This is a genomic window from Streptomyces sp. PKU-EA00015, assembly GCF_013387495.1.
Taxonomy (GTDB): Bacteria; Actinomycetota; Actinomycetes; order Streptomycetales; family Streptomycetaceae; genus Streptomyces.
Map to the genome: position 1 here is coordinate 1 of NZ_JABZEE010000006.1, position 21,055 is coordinate 21,055.

Below are 21,055 nucleotides of genomic sequence, written 5' to 3' on the forward strand. Positions count from 1 at the left end.
GGTTCTGGGACACGAACGGCTCCCCGGCCCAGTACCCCGCGGGCACCTGGGGCCCGAAGGAAGCGGACGAGATGCTCGCACGAGACGGACGGAGCTGGCGCAGGCCATGAAGATCGACCTCACGGACACCACGTCCAGCAAGATCAACAAGGCCCTGGTCCAGGGGCGCCGGGCCATCGGCACCCCCGCCGTCGGCATGGTGCTCACCCTCGTCATCGTCACCGACGAGGAGAACGCCTACGACTCCATCAAGGCCGCCGGCGACGCCTCGCGCGAGCACCCGTCGCGCACGCTCGTCGTCATCAAGCGCCATGCCCGCTCCCCGCGCGACCGCCACGACACGCGCCTCGACGCCGAGGTCCGCGTCGGCGGCGACGCGGGCGCGGGAGAGACGGTCCTGCTGCGGCTCCACGGCGAACTGGCCGAGCGCGCCGACTCCGTCGTCCTCCCCCTGCTGCTGCCCGACGCGCCCGTCGTCGTCTGGTGGCCCGTCGACGCGCCGCCGGTCCCTGCCAAGGATCCCCTCGGCGCCCTCGCCCAGCGCCGTATCACCGACGCGTACGCGGTCGAGGAGCCGCTGCGGGAGCTGGACGCCCGCGCCTCCGGTTACGAGCCGGGGGACACCGACCTGGCCTGGACGCGGCTCACCCCGTGGCGCTCCATGCTCGCGGCGGCGCTGGACCAGGCGCGGGCGGAGGTCGTCTCGGCCGTCGTGGAGAGCGAGGCGGAGAACCCGAGTGCCGAACTGCTCGCCCGCTGGTTCGCCGACCGCCTCGGCGTGCCCGTCGAACAGGTCGTCACCGCCGGTCCGGTCGTCACAGCCGTGCGCCTGCGCACCGCCGACGGCGAGATCCACATCGACCGTCCGGAAGGTCCCGTGGCCCGGCTCTCCATCCCCGGCCAGCCGAACCGTGTGCTGGCACTCAAAGTGCGCACCACGGCCGAGTTGATCGCGGAGGAACTGCGCAGGCTCGATCCCGACGAAGCGTACGCCGCCGCACTTCACGCCCGGATCACCCCACCTGCGGCCGAGGCAGCCACTGGAGGCTGATTTCCTTCGCTTTTCCCGGCACAGGGCGGGCCGGTCCGGCATATCCGACAAGGCAACCGGTATTTACTGTCGGTAATTACCCGGTGACACAATTCACGGCCCGAGGGGTGCGGCGTACACGCCGTGCCCCTCGGCGCGTGAACGCCTTGTGACGTCCCGTCAAGCCGCCTTCACCTCCTGCGAATCTGCACAGTGAATGCGCAGGCATCACACCGTCCTCTCATTGCCGCCCCCGCTCTGACCAGCGATTATCTGGCTCTGTGGGGGAATGTCCCCTTCGTCGTCGGGATGTGGCGTGCACGCATCGGGGCCGTGCGGGGTGATCACGTGAAGAAGATGGCACCAATTGATGTAGGGGCGTGCACGCGGCGGTAATACGACGACCTCTCGCGGCGCGATCCCGGCTTCCCGCCCTCTGCGCGATTGGCCGCTCAACACGCTTACGTGCTTTGATCCTTCGCACCGCGGGATTCATTGGGTTCCCGGATCCGGGAATCTCCCCACCCCGCTGGGCGGCCGGCAACACGCTCATTCCGTGCGACCGGGCGCTGTCATTTCGAAATATCCATCCGAAGGGAAGCTTCTTATGAACTTCGTCCCCACCCAGGAGATCTCCGACAGCGAGCTGGACAACGTGGCCGGCGGTCTGCACAGCGCCACGGTGAGCAACGCCACCGCCGCTCTTGACACCATCGTCCCGGTCTCCGGCACCGTTGCCACCGTCACCGGCGTCGTCGAGGGTGCCACCGGCATCAACGCCGCCGCGATCGCCGGCCCGGTCAACGGCCTCGTCGCCGGTCTGTAAGACCTCCGCGGCCCGCCGGCCCGCTCTGCCGGCCGTGCCGAGCCGTGTGCCCCGGACCGATCCAGGATCCGGGGCGCACGGCCGTGCGCAGTTTCCGACCCCGGCGAATCCGGGGACCCGTACCGTTCAGGCAGTTGAGGGAAGAGTGTCGTGCAGTTCCGCCAACAGGCCCTTTCCAAGCTGCAGTCACCGGAGGAGATCGACCTTCCGGTGCGCTTCGCCCGCCCGCAGGGCCTCCTCGTCCTGGCCGTGACCGTCGCCGTCATGGTCGCCGCCGCCGTCTGGGCCGTCGCCGGGACCGTGACCTCCACCGTCTCCGCGCCCGGCATCCTCACCCACGGCCAGGGCAGTTACGTCCTCCAGAGCCCGGTCTCGGGACAGATCACCGAGGTGCTGGCCAAGGAGGGCGAACGCGTCGGGGCCGACGCACCCCTGCTCAAGGTCCGCACCGCTCAGGGCACCGCCGTCGTACGCACCATCGCGGCCGGACGGCTCACCACCCTCGTCGCCGCGATCGGCTCCGTCGTCACCACCGGCAGCGACGTCGCCGCCGTGGAACGCGTCGAGAGGCCCGGCGACCCGCTGATGGCCGTGCTGTACGTCCCCGCGGAGAACGGCGCGGCCGTGCCCGTCGGCGCCCGCGTCGACCTCACCGTCCAGTCCGTCGCGTCGCAGAAGTACGGTGTGCTGCGCGGCCGGGTCAAGGCCGTGGGCCGCACCGCCGAGACCCGTCAGCGCATCACCGCCTTTCTCGGCAGCAGCCAGTTGGGCGAGCAGTTCTCCGAGGACGGCCAGCCCGTGTCGGTGCTCGTCGAGCTGAAGAAGTCCCCCGGCACCGAGTCCGGCTACGACTGGTCCTCCTCGCAGGGCCCTCCCTACGCCCTCGAGTCCATGACCCTCGCCGGCGGCTCCGTCCACCTGGCCGCCCAGCATCCGATCGATTGGCTGCTGCCGTGACCGCACACCGTGACACCGTCCCCGCCCAGCGGCAGCTGCCGCCCGCGGGCCGCCGCAGACACCGCCCGGAGCCGGCCCCCAGCGGCCGCCGCGGCGCGCGCCGCGCCGCCCCGCCGCCCCGCCGGCAGCAGAAACCCAAGCCCGTCCGCACGCCGACCGTCCTGCAGATGGAGGCCGTCGAGTGCGGTGCCGCCGCGCTCGCCATGGTGCTCGCGCACTACGGTCGCAATGTGCCGCTCGAAGAACTCCGCATCGCCTGCGGCGTCTCCCGCGACGGCTCACGCGCCAGCAACATCCTCAAGGCCGCCCGCAGTTACGGACTCACGGCCAAGGGCATGCAGATGGAGGCCACCGCTCTCGCCGAGGTGCAGCCGCCGGCCATCCTCTTCTGGGAGTTCAATCACTACGTCGTCTACGACGGCACGGGCCGCCGCCTCGGACGCCGCGGCGTACACATCAACGACCCCGACAAGGGGCGTCGTTTCGTGTCCGTGGAGGACTTCGACACGAGCTTCACCGGCGTCGCCCTGGTCTTCGAGCCGGACCGCACGTTCACCAAGGGCGGCCGCCGGCCCGGGATCATGAAGGCCGTGCCCGCCCGGCTGCGCGGCACCACCGGCACCCTGCTGGCCGCGCTGCTCGCCAGCCTCCTGCTGGTCGCCGTCGGCGCGGCGGTGCCCGCGCTGAGCCGCACGTACATCGACATGTTCCTGATCGGCGGGCAGACCTCGCTGCTGGGGCCCCTGTTCGCCTCGCTGGCGACCCTCGTGGCGCTCACCGCCGTACTGACCGGCCTGCAACAGGCCAACCTGCTGCGCGGGCGCATCATCTCGTCCACGCTGGGCAGCGCCCGCTTCCTCAGACATCTGCTGCGGCTGCCGGTCACCTTCTTCGCCCAGCGCAGTCCGGCAGACCTGGTCCAACGGCTGCAGTCCAACGACGCGGTGGCCGAGACCCTGGCCCGCGACCTCGCGGCCGCCGCCGTCGACGGCGTCGTGGTCGTGCTGTACGCGGTGCTGCTGTGGACGTACGACCCCCAGCTCACGGTCGTCGGCGTGCTCATCGCGCTCCTCAACGTGGTGGCCATGCGGATCGTCGTCCGCCTGCGGGCCACCCACACGCAGAAGCTGCGCGCCGACAGCGCACGGCTCACCAACACCTCCTACACCGGTCTCCAGCTGATCGAGACCATGAAGGCGACCGGTGGCGAGGACGGCTACTTCCGCCGGTGGGCCGGTCAGCACGCCACCACGCTGGAGGTGCAGCAGCGCCTCGGGGTGCCGAGCGCCGTGCTCTCCGTCGTCGCGCCCACCCTGGCCACCCTCAACAGCGCCCTGATCCTGTGGATCGGCGGCCTGCGGGCCGTCGAGGGCCACATCACCATCGGCCTGCTCGTCGCGTTCCAGGCGCTCGTCGCCCGCTTCACCGCCCCCATCACGCGCCTCAACGGCGTGGCCGGGCGCATCCAGGACTTCGCCGCGGACGTCGCCCGGCTCAAGGACGTCGAGAACTTCCCCGTCGACCCGCTGTACTCGCGCGACGAGCCCGACCCGAGCACCCGCAGGCTCAAGGGCCATGTCACGCTGGAGGACATCACCTTCGGCTACAGCCCGCTCGACGCACCGCTGCTCAGCGGCTTCTCCCTCGCCGTCGGGCCCGGCCGGCAGGTCGCCCTCGTCGGCGGCTCGGGCAGCGGCAAGTCCACGGTCTCGCGCCTGATCTCGGGCCTGTACACCCCGTGGGAGGGGACGATCCGGATCGACGGCGAACGACTGGAGGACATCTCCCGCAGCGCCGTCGCCGCCTCCGTCGCCTTCGTCGACCAGGACATCTTCCTTTTCGAGGGCACCGTGCGGGACAACGTCGCCCTGTGGGACCCCTCCATCACCGATGAGGCGGTCCTCGCCGCGCTGGAGGACGCCGCCGTCCTCGACGTCGTCCGGCGCAGGCCGGACGGCATCCACAGCCGCGTGGAACAGGACGGCCGCAACTTCTCCGGCGGGCAGCGCCAGCGCCTGGAGATCGCCCGCGCCCTGGTGCGCCGCCCGAGCATCCTCGTGCTGGACGAGGTGACCAGCGCCCTCGACGCCGAGACCGAGCGCGTCATCATCGACAACATCCGCCGGCGCGGCTGCGCGTGCGTGGTGATCGCGCACCGGCTGAGCACCGTGCGCGACAGCGACGAGATCGTGGTGCTCGACCACGGCACGGTCGTCGAACGGGGCCGTCACGAGGAACTCGTCGCCGCCCAGGGCGCGTACGCCGAGCTGGTCAAGGAGCACTGACGTGTCATCCGCACACCCGGACGCAGGCCACACCGCGGCCGCGGGGACGCCGGAGACTACCGACGCGGTGATCCAGGCCTTCGGGGGCCTCGGCGCGCCCGTCGACTGCACCGGCCTGCGCAGCCTCCACCTCGAAGGTCCGCAGGTGCTGTGGCTGGTGCTCGGCGGCTTCCTCGACCTGTTCGCCGTGGACGCCGCGGAGCAGGGCCACTGGCACTTCCTCGGCCGGCTCGAACCCGGCACCCTGCTGCTCGGTCCGGTGGAGGGCCCGCGCCACACACTCGTCGGGCGCCCCTCGCAGGAGTGCGTGCTGCGCCGCATCGCCCTGCGCGAGCTGTACCAGGACCCCTACGGGCAGGACCCGTACGCGACGCAGGGCATCCACGTACCCGACCCGTACGCCGCCCAGGATCCGTTCGCCGCCCAGGACCCGTACGGCCACGGAGCCTGGAACCCGTTGGAGCACGCCTTCGCCCTGGGAGTCGGGCGCAGCCTCGGCGTCCTGTTCGAGGCGCCCCTCGACGGCCGCCCCGCCGACGCGGGCATGACCGACGAGGACATCCTGTGGATGCCCGTCGACCCGGGCAGCGTCCGCTACGGCGCCTCCTACAGTGCGGAGGCGGCGGCCGATCTGCTCGTCGAGGGCGCGATGTGGCAGCGGATGGTCAACCAGCAGTACCGGCTGCTGTCCGCGGTCGACCAGTGGATCGAACAGCTGGAGCGCGCCCACGAGGACCGCGCGGCGGCCGGGATCAAGGCGGGCGAGGACGTCCGCGCACGGGCCGACGAGGCGCTGATCGCCTCCATCGGCAAGCGTGGCGGCGCGCGCCGCACCGCCGGGGCGGACAGCGCCGACGCCGTGTTCGCCGTGTGCCGCAGGGTCGCCGAGGCCGCCGGGATCACCCTCACCGAGCCCCCGAGAACCGCCGCCGACGAGGAACGCGTCAGCCCCGTCGAGCGCGTCGCGATCGCCTCCCGCGTCCGCACCCGGCCCGTACGCCTCACCGGCAGCTGGTGGCGCACGGACAGCGGCCCGCTGGTGGGGCACCGCGCGGCGTCCGGCGCACCCGTCGCCCTGCTGTGGCGACGGGGACGCTACGAGGCCGTCAACCCGCTCACCGGCTCGCGCACCCGCATCGGCAAGGACAACGCGGACGACTTCGAGCCGCGGGCGGTCATGTTCTACCGGCCGCTGCCGGAACGCCCCGCGAGCCTCCGGCGCCTGGCGCGCTTCAGCCTGCGCGGCACCCGGATGGACGTGCGCAATCTGCTGCTCGCCGGTCTCGTGACGGTCGGCGTCGGCGCCCTGGTGCCGGTGGCCACCGGAAAGGTGCTCGGCGAGTACGTGCCGCGGGCCGAGACCGGCCTGATCGTGCAGATGGCGCTCGCGGTGATGACCGCCGGCATCGTGTCGGCGGCGTTCATGCTCCTCCAGAACCTCACCATCCTGCGGATGGAGGGCCGGATCGAGAGCGCCCTCCAGCCCGCCGTGTGGGACAGGCTGCTGAGGCTGCCGACCCGCTTCTTCACCGAGCGCTCCACCGGTGAGCTGGCGAGCGCGGCGATGGGCATCAGCTCGATCCGCCGTGTCCTGTCCGGAATCGGCCCGGTCGCGTTGCAGTCGGGCACCGTCGGCGCGATGAACGTGGCCCTGCTGCTGTGGTACAGCGTGCCGCTCGCCCTCGCGGCCATCGGCATGCTGCTGGTGATCGGTCTCTTCTTCCTCGGGATGGGGCTGTGGCAGGTGCGCTGGCAGCGGCGGCTGGTGGAGCTCGGCAACAAGCTCAACAACCAGGCGTTCCAGACGCTGCGCGGGCTGCCCAAACTCCGCGTGGCCGCGGCCGAGAGCTTCGCGTACGCGGCGTGGGCACGGGAGTTCGCCCGCTCCCGCGAACTCCAGCAGCGCGTCGGCCGGATCAGGAACCTCACCACCGTGATGGACGCGGTCTACCTGCCGCTGTGCTCGCTCATCATGTTCATGCTGCTGGCCGGCCCGGCCCGCGGCAGCATGTCGGCCGGTGATTTCCTCACCTTCAACGCCGCCGTGACGATGCTGCTGACCTCGGTCACCCAGCTGACCGGCGTACTGGTCTCGGCGGTCGCGGTGCTGCCCATGTTCGAGCAGGTGCGCCCGATCCTCGACGAGACGCCGGAGGTGCGGGGAGCGAGCGCCCAGCCGGGCGTCCTGTCCGGCGAGATCGAGGCACGCAGGCTCTCGTTCCGCTACACCGACGACGGCCCCGCCGTCCTCGACGACGTGTCGCTCCAGGTGCGGCCGGGGGAGTTCGTCGCCGTCGTCGGCCCGAGCGGCTGCGGGAAGTCCACCCTGCTGAGGCTGCTGATCGGCTTCGACCGGCCGGCCGCCGGGTCGGTGCTCTACGACGGCCAGGACCTCTCCGCCCTGGACCGTGCCGCGGTGCGCCGCCAGTGCGGCGTCGTCCTGCAGAACGCCCAGCCGCTGACCGGCTCGATCCTGGAGTGCATCTCGGGAGCCGAGAGCTTCTCCCAGGAGGAGGTCTGGGCGGCTGCCGAGATGGCCGGGCTCGCCGAGGACATCAAGCGGATGCCCATGGGGCTGCACACGATGATCTCCAACGGTGGTGCGATCTCCGGCGGGCAGCGCCAGCGGCTGATGATCGCGCAGGCCCTGGTGCGCCGCCCGCGCATCCTCTTCTTCGACGAGGCGACCAGCGCGCTGGACAACGAGACCCAGCGGACGGTGATGGACAGCACCCGCAAGCTGAGCGCCACGCGCGTGGTGATCGCCCACCGGCTCACCACGGTCATGGACGCCGACCGGGTGCTCGTCATGTCCGACGGCCGGATCGTGGAGGAGGGCCGCCCCGCGGATCTGCTCGCGGACCCGAACGGGCGGCTGTACGAGCTGGTGCGACGGCAGATGGCCTGACGGCCGAGGAAGCGCGGGCGCCCGACCGGGACCGGGCCGGGCACGGCGCGAACCCCGGTCCCGACCGGCCCGCGGTGGTACGAGGCGTCCTCAGCCCGGGGTCCCGCCGCGGTTACGACACGCGCTGAGCGGGGGTGCGCCTGCGCGGCGCGGGGGGCGTGCCCTCGGCGAGCAGCGCGTCGGTGACGAGCCGGACGCCGCGTGCCAGCCGGTTCAGCTGGTCCAGCTCGACCGCGTACATCCGGATGCTGTTCTCGATGACCGATTCCGCGACGCCCAGGGTCGGCAGCTCGACGCGGGCGGTCTGGAGCGCCACGCGCACGGTGCGCACCTCGTGCTGCAACTGGAGCCGGGCGTGGCGTGCGAGCAGGACGGGATGGCGGGTGAGCGGCGAGTATCCCGCGTAGCGGGCCGGCAGCAGGTCACGGAGCCACCGGGCGGCCGTACGCTCCCAGTCGCGCGTTCCGGGGGCCTTGACCTGACAGGGCCAGTCCGGTCCGAGCGTGGTGAGGGTCTGGGACATCGTCGTCGCTTCCGGGTCATGCCGACGGGCTCTGATCGAGAGGCTTGTGGCGGTCCCGGCCCAGGGGTTGACCGGGACCGCCAGGGGCATCCGCGGTACGGCGGTTGCCCGGATTGAACACCGGAGTCCGGTGCGAGGAGGGAGCACCGGCTCTGGATGTTCGGTCGTGGGGCAGGGGCGTGCTCGTGGTTGCCGAGGACCCGCTGCCACGAGCAGTAAATATATATACCGTCGAGTAATCAAGGGTATGAAAAATTTCATGCAACCCGGGACGTGAAAATGTCCCGGAAACACACAGGTCACACGGGAAAGTCGACCGCGCCGACCGTCAGTCCTCGAGGAAGAAGTCGTGCTGCTCGGCGACCTGCTCGTACCCCTCGAGACGGGACTGCGTGCGCTCCGGGTCCGCGTCCGCCATCGCCTGCAGCACGGCGGCCGACAGGACGCCCGGCGCCGAGTACGAGTCGAAGACGAGCCGTGAGCCGGTCCCCGCCGTCAGCGACACATCGGCCTCGTCCACGAGCGGCCCGAGCGTCAGATCCGTGATCAGCGCCACGCGAAGTCCCGTGCTGCGCGCGGCTCGCAGCGCCGCGAGCGTCTCGTTGGCGTGCCGCGGCATCGCGTACGCCAGCACCCAGGTCCCGCCCGCCTCGCGCGACTGGAGCAGCGCGTCGTAGGCGACGCTGCCGCCACGGGTCACCAGCCGCACGTCGGGGTGGATACGGCGTGCCGCGTACGCGAAGTACTCGGCGAGCGACACCGAGATCCGCAGGCCCAGCACCGTCAGCGGCATCGAGCGGGCCAGCTCCCGGCCCAAGTCCAGGACCCGGTCGGTGTCGGCGAAGACCCGGCGCAGGCTCTCCAGATTCGCGATCTCCGCGTCGACGGCCGCCTGGAGCTCGTTGTGGCGGATCTGCTCGCGCGTCTCCTGGGCGCCCGCCACGGCGCTCAGCGCGATCGGCTGCAGCGCCTCCCGCAGTGCCGGGAAGCCGGTGTAGCCGAGGGAGGTCGCGAACCGGGTCACCGAAGGCTGGCTGACGCCCACCCGCTCGGCGAGGTCCGTGATCGACAGGAACGCGGCCTCGGTCAGATGGTCGATCATGTACTGGGCGATACGGCGCTGTCCCGGCGACAGCCGGTGGCTTCCGAACAGGGCCCGGAGCCTGTCCGCGGGCGCGGCCTCGGGCACCGGCGACTGCCGGCCCGGGGTGATCGCCGCCGCCTGCGCACGTGCCTGCTGCCCTGATGACACCGTGTGCCTCCCTGTCGTCCGGATCGGGCTCAAATCTAGCTCAAGGGCCCAGACCCAGAGCCGTCTCGTCACCGGCCGCAGGCGCCGCCCGCGCGACGGTCCCGAAGATGCGGAGCACGGCCGTCGGGGAGCATCCTGGCAAGGTGACCGGGAACGGTGCGGGCAGGCGCCACCCGTCCGCCCGGGCCGGAGCGGAACCCGCGGCGGCGGACGAGGGCGGCCCGGCGCCGGGGGAGCTGCCCATGGTGCTGGCCCAGGCGGAGGTGAGCGCCATCGAGGCCGTCGGCGGCTTCGCCGGCGGTCTCTACCTGCGCTCCGGCACGCCGGAACTGCTGCGTCTCGCCGTGCTCGCCGGACTGCCCGCGAAACTGTTCCAGCACTGGAGCCGGATGCACGTGAACCGGCCCTTCCCGCACTCCGACGTCTACCGTTCGGGCCGGCCCGTCTACCTCCACGACGCGGAGGAGGCCATGCGCTGCTACCCGCAGCTCATGGCCGGCCTGCCTTTCCCCTTCGCCTCGCTGTACGTGCCGGTCACCCACGAGCGGGAGACGTTCGGAGTGGTCGCGGTGCTCCGGCCGGCCACACCCGGTCTCCGGGTCGACGAGGGCGACCGCCGCCGCCTCAGCGAGGTCGGCGCGAACCTCGCCGGCACGCTCGCCGCCATGTCGGCGGACGGACCGCGCATCGAGTGGGACGACGAGCCGATGGCGGTCACCCTGCCCTCCGTCACCGCGCCGCCGGTACGGATCGGCTCGTTCGACTGGGACCTGGAGGCCGGTACGGTCACGGGCGACGAGGGCTGGTGCGCCATCCTCGGCACCACACCCGACCGCCTGCCGGCCACCGTCGACGCGCTGGCCGCGCGGATCGAGCCGGAGGACGCGTACGGACTGTGGGCCCTGGCCCGGCAGGCGGCCGTGTCCGACCGGCCGGTGAACCGCCGGATGCGGCTGCAGGGATCCGACGGACGACCGCATCTGCTGGAGATCACCGGCCGGCGCGGACGCCCGCGGGACGGCCCGCCGAGCACCCACCTGACCGGCTTCCTCATCGACCTGGGCGCCGGACCCGTCGTCGCCGAGGCCGCGGACCGGCTCCCGCACGGTGTCTGCAACGTCGACCGTCTCGGCCGCATCACCTACCTCAACCACCGGGCCGAGACCCTGCTCGGCCTGCCGCGCACCGAACTCGTCGGCCGCGTGCTGTGGGAGGCGGTGCCCTGGTTCGCGCAGGCCGCCTACGAGGACCACTACCGGGCAGCCCTGCTGTCCAGCGATCCGGTGCACTTCGCGGTGAACCGGGACGGGGACTGGCTCTCGGTCTCCCTCTTCCCCGGGGTCGACGGGCTGACCGCGACCCTCAGCCCCGGCGAACACCCCGCCTACGCGCCGGAATCCGTCGTCGCCCCCGGCACCGGACTCGGCTCGCCGGCCGACCGGGCCGTCGCCCTCTACCGTCCGGTCGCGCTCGCCATCGCGCTCACCGAGGCGGTCACGGCCCGTCAGGTGTCCGCCGTCGTCACCGAGGAACTGCTGCCGGCCTTCGGCGGCCGGCAGCTGGCCATCTACCTGCTGAGCAACCGTCACCTCCATCTCGCCTGGGAGACCGGTTTCCCCCGCGGCTTCCTCAGCCGGTTCGAAGGCGTCGGCCTCGACACCAAGCTCCCCGGTGTCGAGACGCTGACCTCGGGCCGCCCCCTGTTCTTCGAATCCATGCAGCACCTGGCCGCCGCCTATCCGGGCATCCCCCTCGACGCCCACGTCGGGGCCCGCGCGTTCCTGCCGCTGATCGCCTCCGGCCGGCCGGTGGGCACCTGCATCCTCGGCTTCGACCAGCCCCGGGGCTTCAGCCCGGAGGAGCGCACCGTCCTCACCGCCCTCGCCGGCCTCATCGCCCAGGCCCTCCAGCGCGCCCGGCGCTACGACTCCGAGGCGGCACTCGCCCGCGGGCTCCAGGACGGGCTGCTGCCCCGCCGACTGCCCGTGGTCGACCACGTCGACACCGTCGGCCGCTACCTCCCCGGCACCCAGGGCATGGAGGTCGGCGGCGACTGGTACGACGTCGTCGAGACGGGCCAGGGACTCGCCATCGTCATCGGCGACGTCCAGGGGCACGGTGTCTCGGCCGCTGCCACCATGGGCCAGCTCCGCAGCGCCGTGCGGGCCCTGGCCGTCAGCGGCCACAGCCCCGAGGAAGTGATGAGCGGCACCAACCGGCTGCTCATCGACCTCGACTCCGGCCAGTTCGCGAGCTGCTGCTACATCGTCCTCGACCCGGCCACGGGCAGCGCCCAGGCCGTCCGGGCCGGCCACCTCCAGCCCCTGCTGCGCCACCCCGACGGCCGCACCGACGTGCTCGACCTGCCCGGCGGCGTGGTCCTCGGGGTCGACGCGGACGTCGCGTACCCGGTCACCGCCCTGCGGCTCGCTCCCGGCGCCGTCCTCGCCCTGTTCACCGACGGTCTCGTCGAGCAGCCCGGATCCGACATCGACCAGGGCATCGAAAGCCTGCGCCAGGCCCTGTCGGACGTGGGCTCGTCCCCGCTCGCCGAGACGGCGGACCGCCTGATCAACGAAGCGCGACGCAACGCCGACCGTCCCGACGACATCGCCCTGCTCCTCGCCGCCCGCTGGTCCGAGCCGTCGGACACGTCCCCGCGGCCGGCCCGGGACGCCCGGTGACTCCCCGGCACGAGCGGTCCGTGCGGGGGGACGACGACGCCGGTGACCCGGACTTTCCCGCCCGTACCGCGCCGCACTGCTCCGGCCTCGGGGAGCTGGACGCGCAGGTCGCCCGGTGCCGGGCCTGTCCGCGTCTCGTCGCCTGGCGGGAGGGCGTCGCCGCGGAGCGGCGGGCCGCGTTCCGGGAGTGGGAGTACTGGGGGCGGCCCGTCCCCGGGTTCGGGCCCGACGACGCGGTCCTCGCCGTCGTCGGCCTGGCCCCGGCCGCCCACGGCGGCAACCGCACCGGCCGGATGTTCACCGGGGACGACTCCGGCGACGTCCTGTTCGCCGCGCTGCACGCGGCCGGACTCGCCTCGCAGCCCACCTCCACCCATCGTGGCGACGGCCTCCGCCTGCGCGGCGTGCGGGTCACCGCTCCCGTCCACTGCGCGCCGCCGCAGAACCGGCCCACGCCGGAGGAACGGGACACCTGCCGTCCGTGGCTCGCCGCGGAATTCGGGCTGCTGACCGGGCTGCGCGGTGTCGTCGTGCTCGGCGCCTTCGGCTGGCAGGCGGTGCTGCCCGTCCTCGCCGCCGCCGGATACCGGCTGCCGCGCCCGCGCCCCCTGTTCGGGCACGGCGCCCATGTGACGCTGCCGGCCGGGGACGGGTCCGGCGAACTCCACCTCTTCGGCTGCTACCACCCCAGCCGGCGCAACGTGTTCACCGGGCGCGTCACCCTGCCCATGCTCGTCGAGGTGTTCCGCCGTGCGGCCCGCGTCACCGGCCTGGACCCGGCGCCACCGGCGTCCGGTGCAGATGCGCCAGGACCTTGTCCGGGGTGAGGGGCGGCTCCCGCAGCCGTGCGCCGACGGCATGGTGGACCGCGTTGCCGATCGCGGCCGCCGTGCCGACGATGCCGATCTCTCCGATGCCCTTGCTCCCCATGGGGTTGAGATGGGGGTCGTGCTCCTCGATCCAGTGCGCCTCGACCTCCGGCACGTCGGCGCAGACGGGCACGTGGTAGGTGGCGAGGTCGCACTCGGCGAAGTCGCCGAAACGGTCGTCCATGGTGCTTCCCTCGGTCAGCGCCATGCCCAGCCCCATCGTCATGCCGCCGATGAACTGCGAACGCGCGGTGCGGGGATTGAGGATGCGGCCGGCCGCGAACACACCCAGCAGCCGTCGCGTCCGTACCTCGCCGGTCACCGTGTCGGCCTGGACCTCGGCGAACACGGCCCCGAACGCGTGCCGCGCGTACGGCGACTCCTCGGCCGTCTCCGCCCGCGTGTCGGCAGCGGCTGTCAGTCCCTCGGCCGGCACACCGCCCGGCAGTCCGGCCAGCCGCTCCGCGAGCTGCGAGGCGGCCTTGTGCACCGCCCATCCCCACGACGCCGTACCCGCCGAGCCGCCCGCGAGCATGGCCGCCGGCAGTTCGCTGCTGCCGATGTCGATCCGCACCGAGTCGAGCGGCGCATTCAGCGCGTCGGCCGCGATCTGGGCCAGCACGGTCCGGGCGCCGGTGCCGATGTCGGTCGCGTTGACGGCGATCCGGTACGTGCCGTCGGCGGCGGCGTGCGCAGTGGCGCGCGAGGGACCGATGAAGAAGGGGTACGTACTCGAGGCGACGCCCGTGCCCAGCAGCACAGCGCCCTCCCGCCGCACCCCGGGCCGTGGGTCGCGGCTTTGCCAGCCGAAGCGGCGCGCCCCCTCGCGCAGGCAGGCGACGAGACCGCGGCTGCTGAAGGGGCGGCCGCTGTCGGGCTCCGTGTCGGGCTCGTTGCGCACCCGCAGCTCCACCGGATCGATCCCGGCGGCCGACGCGAGCTCGTCCATCGCGGACTCCAGCGCGTACATCCCGGACGCCTCTCCCGGTGCCCGCATCCAGGACGGGGTGGGCACGTCGAGGGCGGCGACCCGGTGCACCGTACGGCTGTTGGGGGAGGTGTACATGACGCGGGCGGGCACCGCGGCCTGCTCCACGAACTCCCGCACCCGCGAGGTGTGCGTGACCACGTCGTGGTCCTGCGAGGTGATCACCCCGTCGGCCCCGGCTCCGATCCGCACCCGGTGCAGCGTGGGCGCGCGGTGCCCGACGACGGCCGCCAGCTGCCGCCTCGGGAGGGCGAGGGTGACCGGCCGTCCGGTGTGGCGCGCGGCCATCGCGGCGAGCACCACCTGGGGCCGTGGCGTGCCCTTGGAGCCGAAACCGCCCCCCACGTGCTCGGAGACGACCGTGATGTCGTGCCGGTCCATCCCGAACATCTTCGCCAGGACGTCCCGCACGGTGCCGGCGCCCTGGCTGGAGTCGTGCACGATCAGCCTGCCGTCGCGCCACTCGGCGGTCGACGCGTGCGGCTCCATGGGGTGGTTGTGCAGCGCGGTCAGCGTGTACGCGGCATCCACCCGTACCTCGGCCGCGGCGAACGCGCCCTCCGCGTCGCCGCGTTCACGCGTGCCGGGATAGCCGCCGTTGACCTCCTCGGGCGTGTACAGGTCCGCACGGTCGCGGGTGAGCCGTACGTCGTGGTCCTCCGCCGCATACGTGACGTGTACGGCGGCGGCGCCCGCGCGGGCGTTCTCCAGTGTGTCCGCCACGACGAGGGCGACGTACCAGCCGCGGTGCGGGACGCGTGCGTCCTGCAGGAGGGAGAGCGTCGGGTCGTCGCAGGGCGCCAGCCGCGGCGCGTTCTCGTGGGTCAGGACGGCGAGGACGCCGGGCAGCGCGAGTGCGGCGCCGGCGTCGACCGCCGTGACGCGGCCGCGGGGCACACCGGCGGCCACGGGCCAGGCGTGCGCCCGCCCCGCCGGACGGGCCTCGGCCGCGTAGCGCGCCCGCCCGGTCACCTTGTCGTGGGCCTCCCGGCGGACGGCGTCCGCGCCGAGGGCGCGGGCGGACAGTTTCATGACGCCTCCCGCGACCGCACGAGACCTGACAGCACGTCGACGGCGACGTCGCCGGCGAGCCGCACCTTGAACGCGTTGTCGCGCAGCGGCTCGGCCGCGTCGAGCTCCGCCTCCACCGCCTGCTCGAACGACGCCGCGGTGGCCTGCGCGCCCAGCAGCCGTTCCTCGGCCGTCCAGGCCCGCCACGGCCGGTGCGCGAGCCCGCCGAAGACGAGCGCCGCATGCCGGATCCGGCCGTCCTCGACGGCGAGGACCGCCGCCACGGAGACCAGCGCGAAGGCGTACGAGGCCCGGTCGCGCACTTTGCGGTACACGGAGCGGGCACCCACCGGCGGGGGCGGCAGCTCCACCCCGGTGATCAGCTCGCCGTCCTCCATCACGGTGTCCCGGTCGGGCCGGTCGCCGGGCAGCCGGTGGAAGTCCGTGACGGGGACGGCGCGTTCGCCGCCCGTACCGCGCAGCCGGACCAAGGCGTCGAACGCGGCGAGGGCGACGGCCATGTCGGAGGGGTTCGTGGCGACACAGTGCTCCGAGTGCCCGATGACGGCCAGATCCCGGTGCACACCCTCCCGTGCCGGGCACCCCGTCCCCGGCACCCGCTTGTTGCAGGGCTTGGACACGTCCTGGAAGTACGTGCACCGGGTGCGCTGCAGCAGATTGCCGCCGGTCGTCGCCGCGTTGCGCAGCTGTCCCGACGCACCGGCGAGCAGGGCCTGGGACAGGGCGGGGTAGCGGGAGCGCACGGCGCGGTGGGCGGCGAGATCGCTGTTGCGGACCGTCGCGCCGATCAGCAGGCCCCCGCCGGGCGTGTCGTCGACCGTGTCCAGCGGCAGCCGCCGGACGTCGACCAGCACGTCGGGGGCCGTGACGCCGAGCTTCATCAGGTCGACCAGGTTGGTGCCGCCGGCGAGGTACTGGGCGCCGGGACGGGCGGCGTACGCCTCGACGGCTTCCTCGGGGCTCGTGGCGCGGACATACGCGAACGGTTTCACGGCTTCGCCTCCCCGGCGACGTCCTCGACGGCGGCCACGATGTTGGTGTACGCGCCGCAGCGGCACAGATTGCCGCTCATCCGCTCGCGGATCTCCTCACGCGTCAGCGGGACGGCGCCGCCGGCGTGGTCACGGGCCGTGACATGGGACGGATGACCGTCCGCGGCCTCGGCCAGCATGCCGACCGCGGAGCAGATCTGGCCCGGCGTGCAGTAACCGCACTGCAGGGCGTCGCGCGCCACGAACGCCTCCTGGAGCGGATGCAGCCGCTCACCGTCGGCCAGCCCCTCGGCCGTGGTGATCCGCGAACCGTCGTACGCCACGGCGGGCAGCAGACACGGCAGCATCCGGCGGCCGTCCACCAGCACCGTGCACGCCCCGCACTGACCGTGGTCGCAGCCCTTCTTCGGCCCGGTCACGTCCAACCGCTCGCGCAACGCGTCCAGCAGCGTCGTGCGGTGGTCGAGGGCGATCGTGTACGCGACGCCGTTGACATGGAGGGTGAGGACGGAGCTGTGGGTGTCCGCCGCACCGGCCGTCCCCACCCTCCCCTGTGGCCTGCTCGGATCCACGCCTGGCACCTTTCCGTGTCGCGTCCGCCGCACCGCGGGCCGCCCGGCGGCGGCTCCTCCAGCCTGTGGCGGAACGCGCCGTCGCGCTCGCCGAGCGGCGCCGATTCACGCGCTTCCGGTGCCGTCGGGCTCAGGGCTCCTCCGGGTCCGGCGAGCCCGCCGCGTCCGGGCCGCCGACGCCGTCGACGTCGTGCTGTTCGAGCGGGTGTACGGCCGGCCCCTGGAGCACCGATCCGTCGACGCCGAACCGGGAGCCGTGACAGGGGCACTCCCAGGTGCGTTCGGCGGCGTTGAACGACACCAGACAGCCCAGATGGGTGCAGCGGGCCGACACGGCGTGGCACGCGCCCGCCTCGTCCCGGTACACGGCGCTGCGCCGCCCGGCAAGACGGACGACCGCTCCCGTGCCGGGCGGGATGTCGTCCGCCGAGTCCACATGGGTCGTGCGCAGCCGGTCGCCGACGAAGTGCTGGGCGACCTCGGCCTGTTGGGAGAGCATGGTCGGCGCCTCGCGCAGGGCGCTCCACAGCCGGCGCGGGTCGTACAGCCGTGTCCACGGGGGAGTGACGGCGCAGATCAGATCGGTGATCAGCCGCCCCGCCATGACACCGCTGCTCATGCCCCATCCGCCGAAGCCGGTCGCCACGAACGTGTGGCGGGCGCCCGGGTGGAAGGCGCCGACGAGCGGGACCGAGTCACTGGGGTCGTTGTCCTGCGCGGCCCAGCGGTAGCGCGTCTCGGTCACCGGGAAATGGGTGTGCATCCACTCCTCCAGACGGCGGAAGCGCTCGCCCGCGTCGGCGGTGCCGGGCGTGAAGGACTCACCGGTCACGATGAGCAGCCGACTGCCGTCGTCGAGCGGCGCGGTGCGCACCGACCGCTTGGTTCCCTCTTCGCAGATGTACATGCCCTCCGGATCGCGGTCGGCGGGCAGGGGACCGGCGACGACCAGCTCCCGGCGCGGCGACATCCGGGTGAACAGCAGCGCCCGGTCGAAGACGGGGAAGTGGGTCGCCACCACGACGTCGCGTGCCGTGACGGTGTACCCGTTCTCCGTGGTGACCTGGCACGGCGTGCCCTCCCGCAGCCCGGTCACCCGGGTGCGCTCATGGATGGCGTTCCCGTACGCCGTGAGGTCCGCGGCCAGCGCGAGAAGGTACTTGCGGGGGTGGAACTGCGCCTGGCCGTCGATCCGCACGGCACCGGCCGGCGTGAACGGCAGACCCGTCGACTCGACGTACGAGGCGTCCAGGCCGGCCGCACGCGCGGCCTCGGCCTCGGCGCGCAGCGCCGGGCGCTGCGCGGTGTCGCGGGAGTAGGCGTACGCGGGCACGCGCTCCAGCTCGCAGTCGACGTCCAGTTCCGCGCAGATCTCGGCCACGCGCTCGACCGCCGCCTGCTGCGAGCGCGCGTACAGCTCGGCGCCCTCCGCGCCGCGCGTGCGGCGCAGCCGGTCGTAGCGCAGTCCGTGCTGTGCGGTGAGCTTCGCGGTCGTGAAGCCGGTGACCCCGGAGGCGATGCGGTCCACCTCCAGGACGGCGACCGAGCGTCCCGCCCGGGTCAGCTCCCAGGCGGTGCTCAGCCCCGCGATCCCGCCGCCGACCACGACGGCGTCGACCGTCGTGTCGCCGGCCAGCGGCGGATACGAGGTGCTGTCCGTGGTGCGCAGCCAGTGCGATTCGGTGGTGCGCGGCGGGGAGGTCACGGGCGGGGTACGGGAATCGTTCGGCATGCCGTGCGGGTGCCCCGCCCACCGCGACCGAAGCATCACTTCTGCGGCCTTTCGTCCCGTCCGCCGGGACTGACGCGCCGCATTCCGGGTACCCGCAGCTCACATGTACGACAACGTTCCGGCGACGTCGCCGGTACCGAGGGACCAGAGGAGGTGTCAGCCGTGGACCCCCACGCCGACACCGAACCGATGAGCGGCGATATCCCCGAACACGAACGGGTGCGGACCTGTCTGCCCGCCGTCGTCCGGCAGGGCGCCGAAACGGAGCAGGGCGACAGCAGTGCCGACCTGACCATCGTCCGGGGTGAGGACTGATCCCCCGGGAGAACCGCCTGACTGCGTAATGGGAGGCGCGGGCCATGGACGGAGCCGGACTGTCGCAGAGGGAGCGCGCGATACTGGCCGGGATCGAGGAGCAGTTGCGGACCGACCTGCTGCTCGACCGCCACCTCAGGACCATGCGCCCGGGACTGCCGTACACCGAAGCTCCTGGCCTGCTCCGCGGGCGTCTGCTCGCCATCGGCACCGGCCTCGCGGGCGCCATGACGGCGGTACTGCTGGTGATGGCCGCGTCGTCCTCGTCGCCCGCCCTGATCTGGGCGTTCGCCGCGACCTGGGTGCTCACACTGAGCGGACTGGGTCTGCTGGTCTGCCGGTGGTCACGGCGGCTTGCCGCCGGACAACCGGACACGGACCGCCCCGACGGCGACGCGCAGGACTGAGCCCGGAGCCCTACGGTTCCGGGCCGTCGGTGTCAGCCCTCGACGCCCGTCGCATCGTGGGACGAGCCAACCGGCTTCGACTCCGGTGAACCCCGCTGGCGGAGATAGACCGACAGGATGACCATCGACGCCACGGCCAGCAGTTCCGACTGCCAGTTCTGCAGCGTGCGGTCCCAGAAGTCGGCCGACAGGACGTACTGGCCCCAGCTCATAGGCGCCTGCAGTCCCCGCAACTGCTCCTCGTTCAAGGCGACCATGCCCGTGATCGACTGGGCGGCCCACGAGGCGAGGAAGATCGTGCCCATGACGAGGCCGAGGGAGCGCGAGTACAGCGTCTGACGCAGCCCGCCGGTGAAGGCCGAGCGGGGGGAGTCTGGCCGCGCGAAGGGGCCCGTCCGTTGTTCCCGGTCCGATTCGGTGCCCGCCTTGTGGAGCTGTTTGGACTCCGGCGACCCCAGCTGCAGCAGCCAGACCGTGAGGAAGATGAAGAGGAAGAACTGCAGGTACTCCGACTGCCAGTTCTCCGTCACGTCCACCGCGAACCGCGACGAGGTGACGTACTGCCCGAACCCGATCGCGTGGAGGTGCTCGGCGGTGAGCTCGCTGTTGAACTTGGCGTGTCCGGCGAACGCCTGCCCCACGAGCGTGAGCAGGAACGCCGCGCCGAATACCAGGGTCAGACCGTTCTGCTGCAGGGTCCTGAGGAGGGGGCCGCGCGAGGCGGACTGCTGATCGCTCAACGGTGCAGCACCCCCAACGCGATGAAGTACGCGAGCCCCAGCCCCACCACGGCGAGGCAGAGGACGAACAGGAACCGTGTCATCCGCTCATTCCCCCTTCACTTCGCAGCTGTAGGGCAGGCCGCCCGTCCTCGGTCGGCAGCCGGCCGCGGTGATCCGCCAGCCGTCGGGGAAGACGGACAGGAAGAGCGTGTCGTGCCGCAGGACCACGCGGGCCTGACGGCCGTAGACGTCGACGCGTTCGACCGCGCCGCCCGCGGGCACCTCGGCATCATTCAGCGCGGCGGGACACGCCGTCTTCGCGGAGTCCTCGAGCTCCTCCACGGTCCCGGGGGCGAGAACGGCGCAGGCGCGCCCGGTCTGTCCCGAGCGCAGCGCCGCCTCGAACCGTTCGACGGCACCGGAGGCGGCGCTCTCGCGCTCGGTGACCGAGGCGCACCCGCTCAGCAGAAGCAGCCCCGCCGCGGCGGCGGCGGGGCACAGGTACGGACGGTGCGGCACCGGGTCAGCCGCCGTGGCCGCCGCTGCCGAAGGCTCCGCCGCTCTCGTCGGAGTCGCGCGGCGGCTCCTTCTCGGGTGCGAGCCTGGACGGCATGTTCCCGTAGCCGTGCAGTTCGTGGGGTGTCAGGCGTCCGGGGGCCTGGTGGCCCTGGGTGGGGTCCACCTCGTCCGGCTCGAGACGGCTCTCGTAGTGGGTCTGGTGCTCGGGCGGAACAGGTTGCTCCTCCCGTGTCGGGGGTGTGTCGCGCCGCCTTCTCGCGCCCACCTGCCAGACGACCCACACGAGCAGGACCAGCAGGCCGAGCACGACGAGAAGGAAGACGATGACCGCCGGTGCTCCCTCGCCCGCGGCGAGCAGCGTGGCGGCGTCCTGAGCCGTTTGACTGTAAGTGGCCATGACTATCGCGTACCCATTCTGGCTCTCTTAAGAGCCAGTATGGAC

At 72.6% G+C, this 21,055-nt stretch carries 19 protein-coding genes; 10 read left to right on the forward strand and 9 right to left on the reverse strand.

The features are described 5' to 3' along the window. The 6 genes from HW130_RS06115 to HW130_RS06140 all read left to right on the forward strand — a co-directional run. A partial coding sequence (locus tag HW130_RS06115; protein WP_177148393.1) for a hypothetical protein occupies positions 1-110 on the forward strand: 110 nt, incomplete at its 5' end. Beyond that, the gene (opcA, locus tag HW130_RS06120; RefSeq protein WP_177148394.1) at positions 107-1,051 is read left to right on the forward strand and encodes a glucose-6-phosphate dehydrogenase assembly protein OpcA; all 945 of its coding nucleotides are present in this window, start codon (positions 107-109) and stop codon (positions 1,049-1,051) included. The genes HW130_RS06115 and opcA, both read left to right, overlap by 4 nt. A gap of 586 nt (positions 1,052-1,637) precedes the next feature. Continuing rightward, positions 1,638-1,856, forward strand: coding sequence for a type A2 lantipeptide (locus tag HW130_RS06125; RefSeq protein ID WP_177148395.1), 219 nt, complete (start codon positions 1,638-1,640; stop codon positions 1,854-1,856). Between the two features lie 150 nt (positions 1,857-2,006). Then, complete coding sequence (locus tag HW130_RS06130) at positions 2,007-2,813, forward strand: HlyD family efflux transporter periplasmic adaptor subunit (protein ID WP_177148396.1); 807 nt, start codon at positions 2,007-2,009, stop codon at positions 2,811-2,813. A gap of 35 nt (positions 2,814-2,848) precedes the next feature. Beyond that, entirely contained in the window at positions 2,849-5,098 is a 2,250-nt protein-coding gene (locus tag HW130_RS06135; protein WP_177148438.1) for an NHLP family bacteriocin export ABC transporter peptidase/permease/ATPase subunit, read from the forward strand. 1 nt (position 5,099) lies between these two features. Next, positions 5,100-8,006: an NHLP bacteriocin export ABC transporter permease/ATPase subunit gene (locus tag HW130_RS06140; RefSeq protein ID WP_177148397.1), complete on the forward strand. Its 2,907-nt coding sequence runs from the start codon at positions 5,100-5,102 to the stop codon at positions 8,004-8,006. 112 nt (positions 8,007-8,118) lie between these two features. Here the strand turns inward: HW130_RS06140 and HW130_RS06145 are convergent, their stop codons facing one another. Beyond that, entirely contained in the window at positions 8,119-8,529 is a 411-nt protein-coding gene (locus HW130_RS06145) for a hypothetical protein (RefSeq protein ID WP_177148398.1), read from the reverse strand. Positions 8,530-8,857: 328 nt separating this feature from the next. Further along, positions 8,858-9,781: a MurR/RpiR family transcriptional regulator gene (locus tag HW130_RS06150; RefSeq protein WP_177148399.1), complete on the reverse strand. Its 924-nt coding sequence runs from the start codon at positions 9,779-9,781 to the stop codon at positions 8,858-8,860. A 143-nt stretch (positions 9,782-9,924) separates the two neighbouring features. Between HW130_RS06150 and HW130_RS06155 the strand changes: the two genes are divergently transcribed. Then, the gene (locus tag HW130_RS06155; RefSeq protein ID WP_375256509.1) at positions 9,925-12,465 is read left to right on the forward strand and encodes a SpoIIE family protein phosphatase; all 2,541 of its coding nucleotides are present in this window, start codon (positions 9,925-9,927) and stop codon (positions 12,463-12,465) included. Beyond that, complete coding sequence (locus HW130_RS06160) at positions 12,462-13,292, forward strand: uracil-DNA glycosylase (protein ID WP_309140344.1); 831 nt, start codon at positions 12,462-12,464, stop codon at positions 13,290-13,292. Before HW130_RS06155 ends, HW130_RS06160 begins: the two co-directional genes overlap by 4 nt. On the opposite strand, the gene HW130_RS06165 is transcribed toward HW130_RS06160, so the two are convergent. The 4 genes from HW130_RS06165 to HW130_RS06180 all read right to left on the reverse strand — a co-directional run bounded on the left by HW130_RS06165 (position 13,228) and on the right by HW130_RS06180 (position 18,650). After that, complete coding sequence (locus HW130_RS06165) at positions 13,228-15,354, reverse strand: xanthine dehydrogenase family protein molybdopterin-binding subunit (protein WP_177148401.1); 2,127 nt, start codon at positions 15,352-15,354, stop codon at positions 13,228-13,230. The genes HW130_RS06160 and HW130_RS06165 overlap by 65 nt on opposite strands. Next, positions 15,351-16,346, reverse strand: coding sequence for a xanthine dehydrogenase family protein subunit M (locus HW130_RS06170; RefSeq protein WP_177148402.1), 996 nt, complete (start codon positions 16,344-16,346; stop codon positions 15,351-15,353). The genes HW130_RS06165 and HW130_RS06170 overlap by 4 nt, the downstream gene beginning before the upstream one ends. Then, entirely contained in the window at positions 16,343-16,918 is a 576-nt protein-coding gene (locus tag HW130_RS06175) for a (2Fe-2S)-binding protein (RefSeq protein WP_177148403.1), read from the reverse strand. The genes HW130_RS06170 and HW130_RS06175 overlap by 4 nt, the downstream gene beginning before the upstream one ends. Before the next feature lie 130 nt (positions 16,919-17,048). Further along, positions 17,049-18,650, reverse strand: coding sequence for an FAD-dependent oxidoreductase (locus tag HW130_RS06180; RefSeq protein ID WP_177148404.1), 1,602 nt, complete (start codon positions 18,648-18,650; stop codon positions 17,049-17,051). A 162-nt stretch (positions 18,651-18,812) separates the two neighbouring features. Here HW130_RS06180 and HW130_RS06185 point away from each other — a divergent pair, with 162 nt between their 5' ends. Continuing rightward, complete coding sequence (locus tag HW130_RS06185) at positions 18,813-18,965, forward strand: hypothetical protein (RefSeq protein WP_177148405.1); 153 nt, start codon at positions 18,813-18,815, stop codon at positions 18,963-18,965. Positions 18,966-19,009: 44 nt separating this feature from the next. Next, positions 19,010-19,372, forward strand: a complete 363-nt coding sequence (locus HW130_RS06190) for a hypothetical protein (RefSeq protein ID WP_177148406.1) — start codon at positions 19,010-19,012, stop codon at positions 19,370-19,372. A 32-nt stretch (positions 19,373-19,404) separates the two neighbouring features. On the opposite strand, the gene HW130_RS06195 is transcribed toward HW130_RS06190, so the two are convergent. The 3 genes from HW130_RS06195 to HW130_RS06205 all read right to left on the reverse strand — a co-directional run bounded on the left by HW130_RS06195 (position 19,405) and on the right by HW130_RS06205 (position 21,010). Continuing rightward, on the reverse strand, positions 19,405-20,112 hold the full coding sequence (locus HW130_RS06195; protein ID WP_177148407.1) for a DUF6766 family protein: 708 nt from the start codon (positions 20,110-20,112) through the stop codon (positions 19,405-19,407). A gap of 87 nt (positions 20,113-20,199) precedes the next feature. Next, the gene (locus tag HW130_RS06200) at positions 20,200-20,613 is read right to left on the reverse strand and encodes a hypothetical protein (protein ID WP_309140345.1); all 414 of its coding nucleotides are present in this window, start codon (positions 20,611-20,613) and stop codon (positions 20,200-20,202) included. A gap of 4 nt (positions 20,614-20,617) precedes the next feature. After that, positions 20,618-21,010, reverse strand: a complete 393-nt coding sequence (locus HW130_RS06205; RefSeq protein WP_177148408.1) for a DUF6479 family protein — start codon at positions 21,008-21,010, stop codon at positions 20,618-20,620. Between the last annotated feature and the right edge of the window lie 45 nt (positions 21,011-21,055).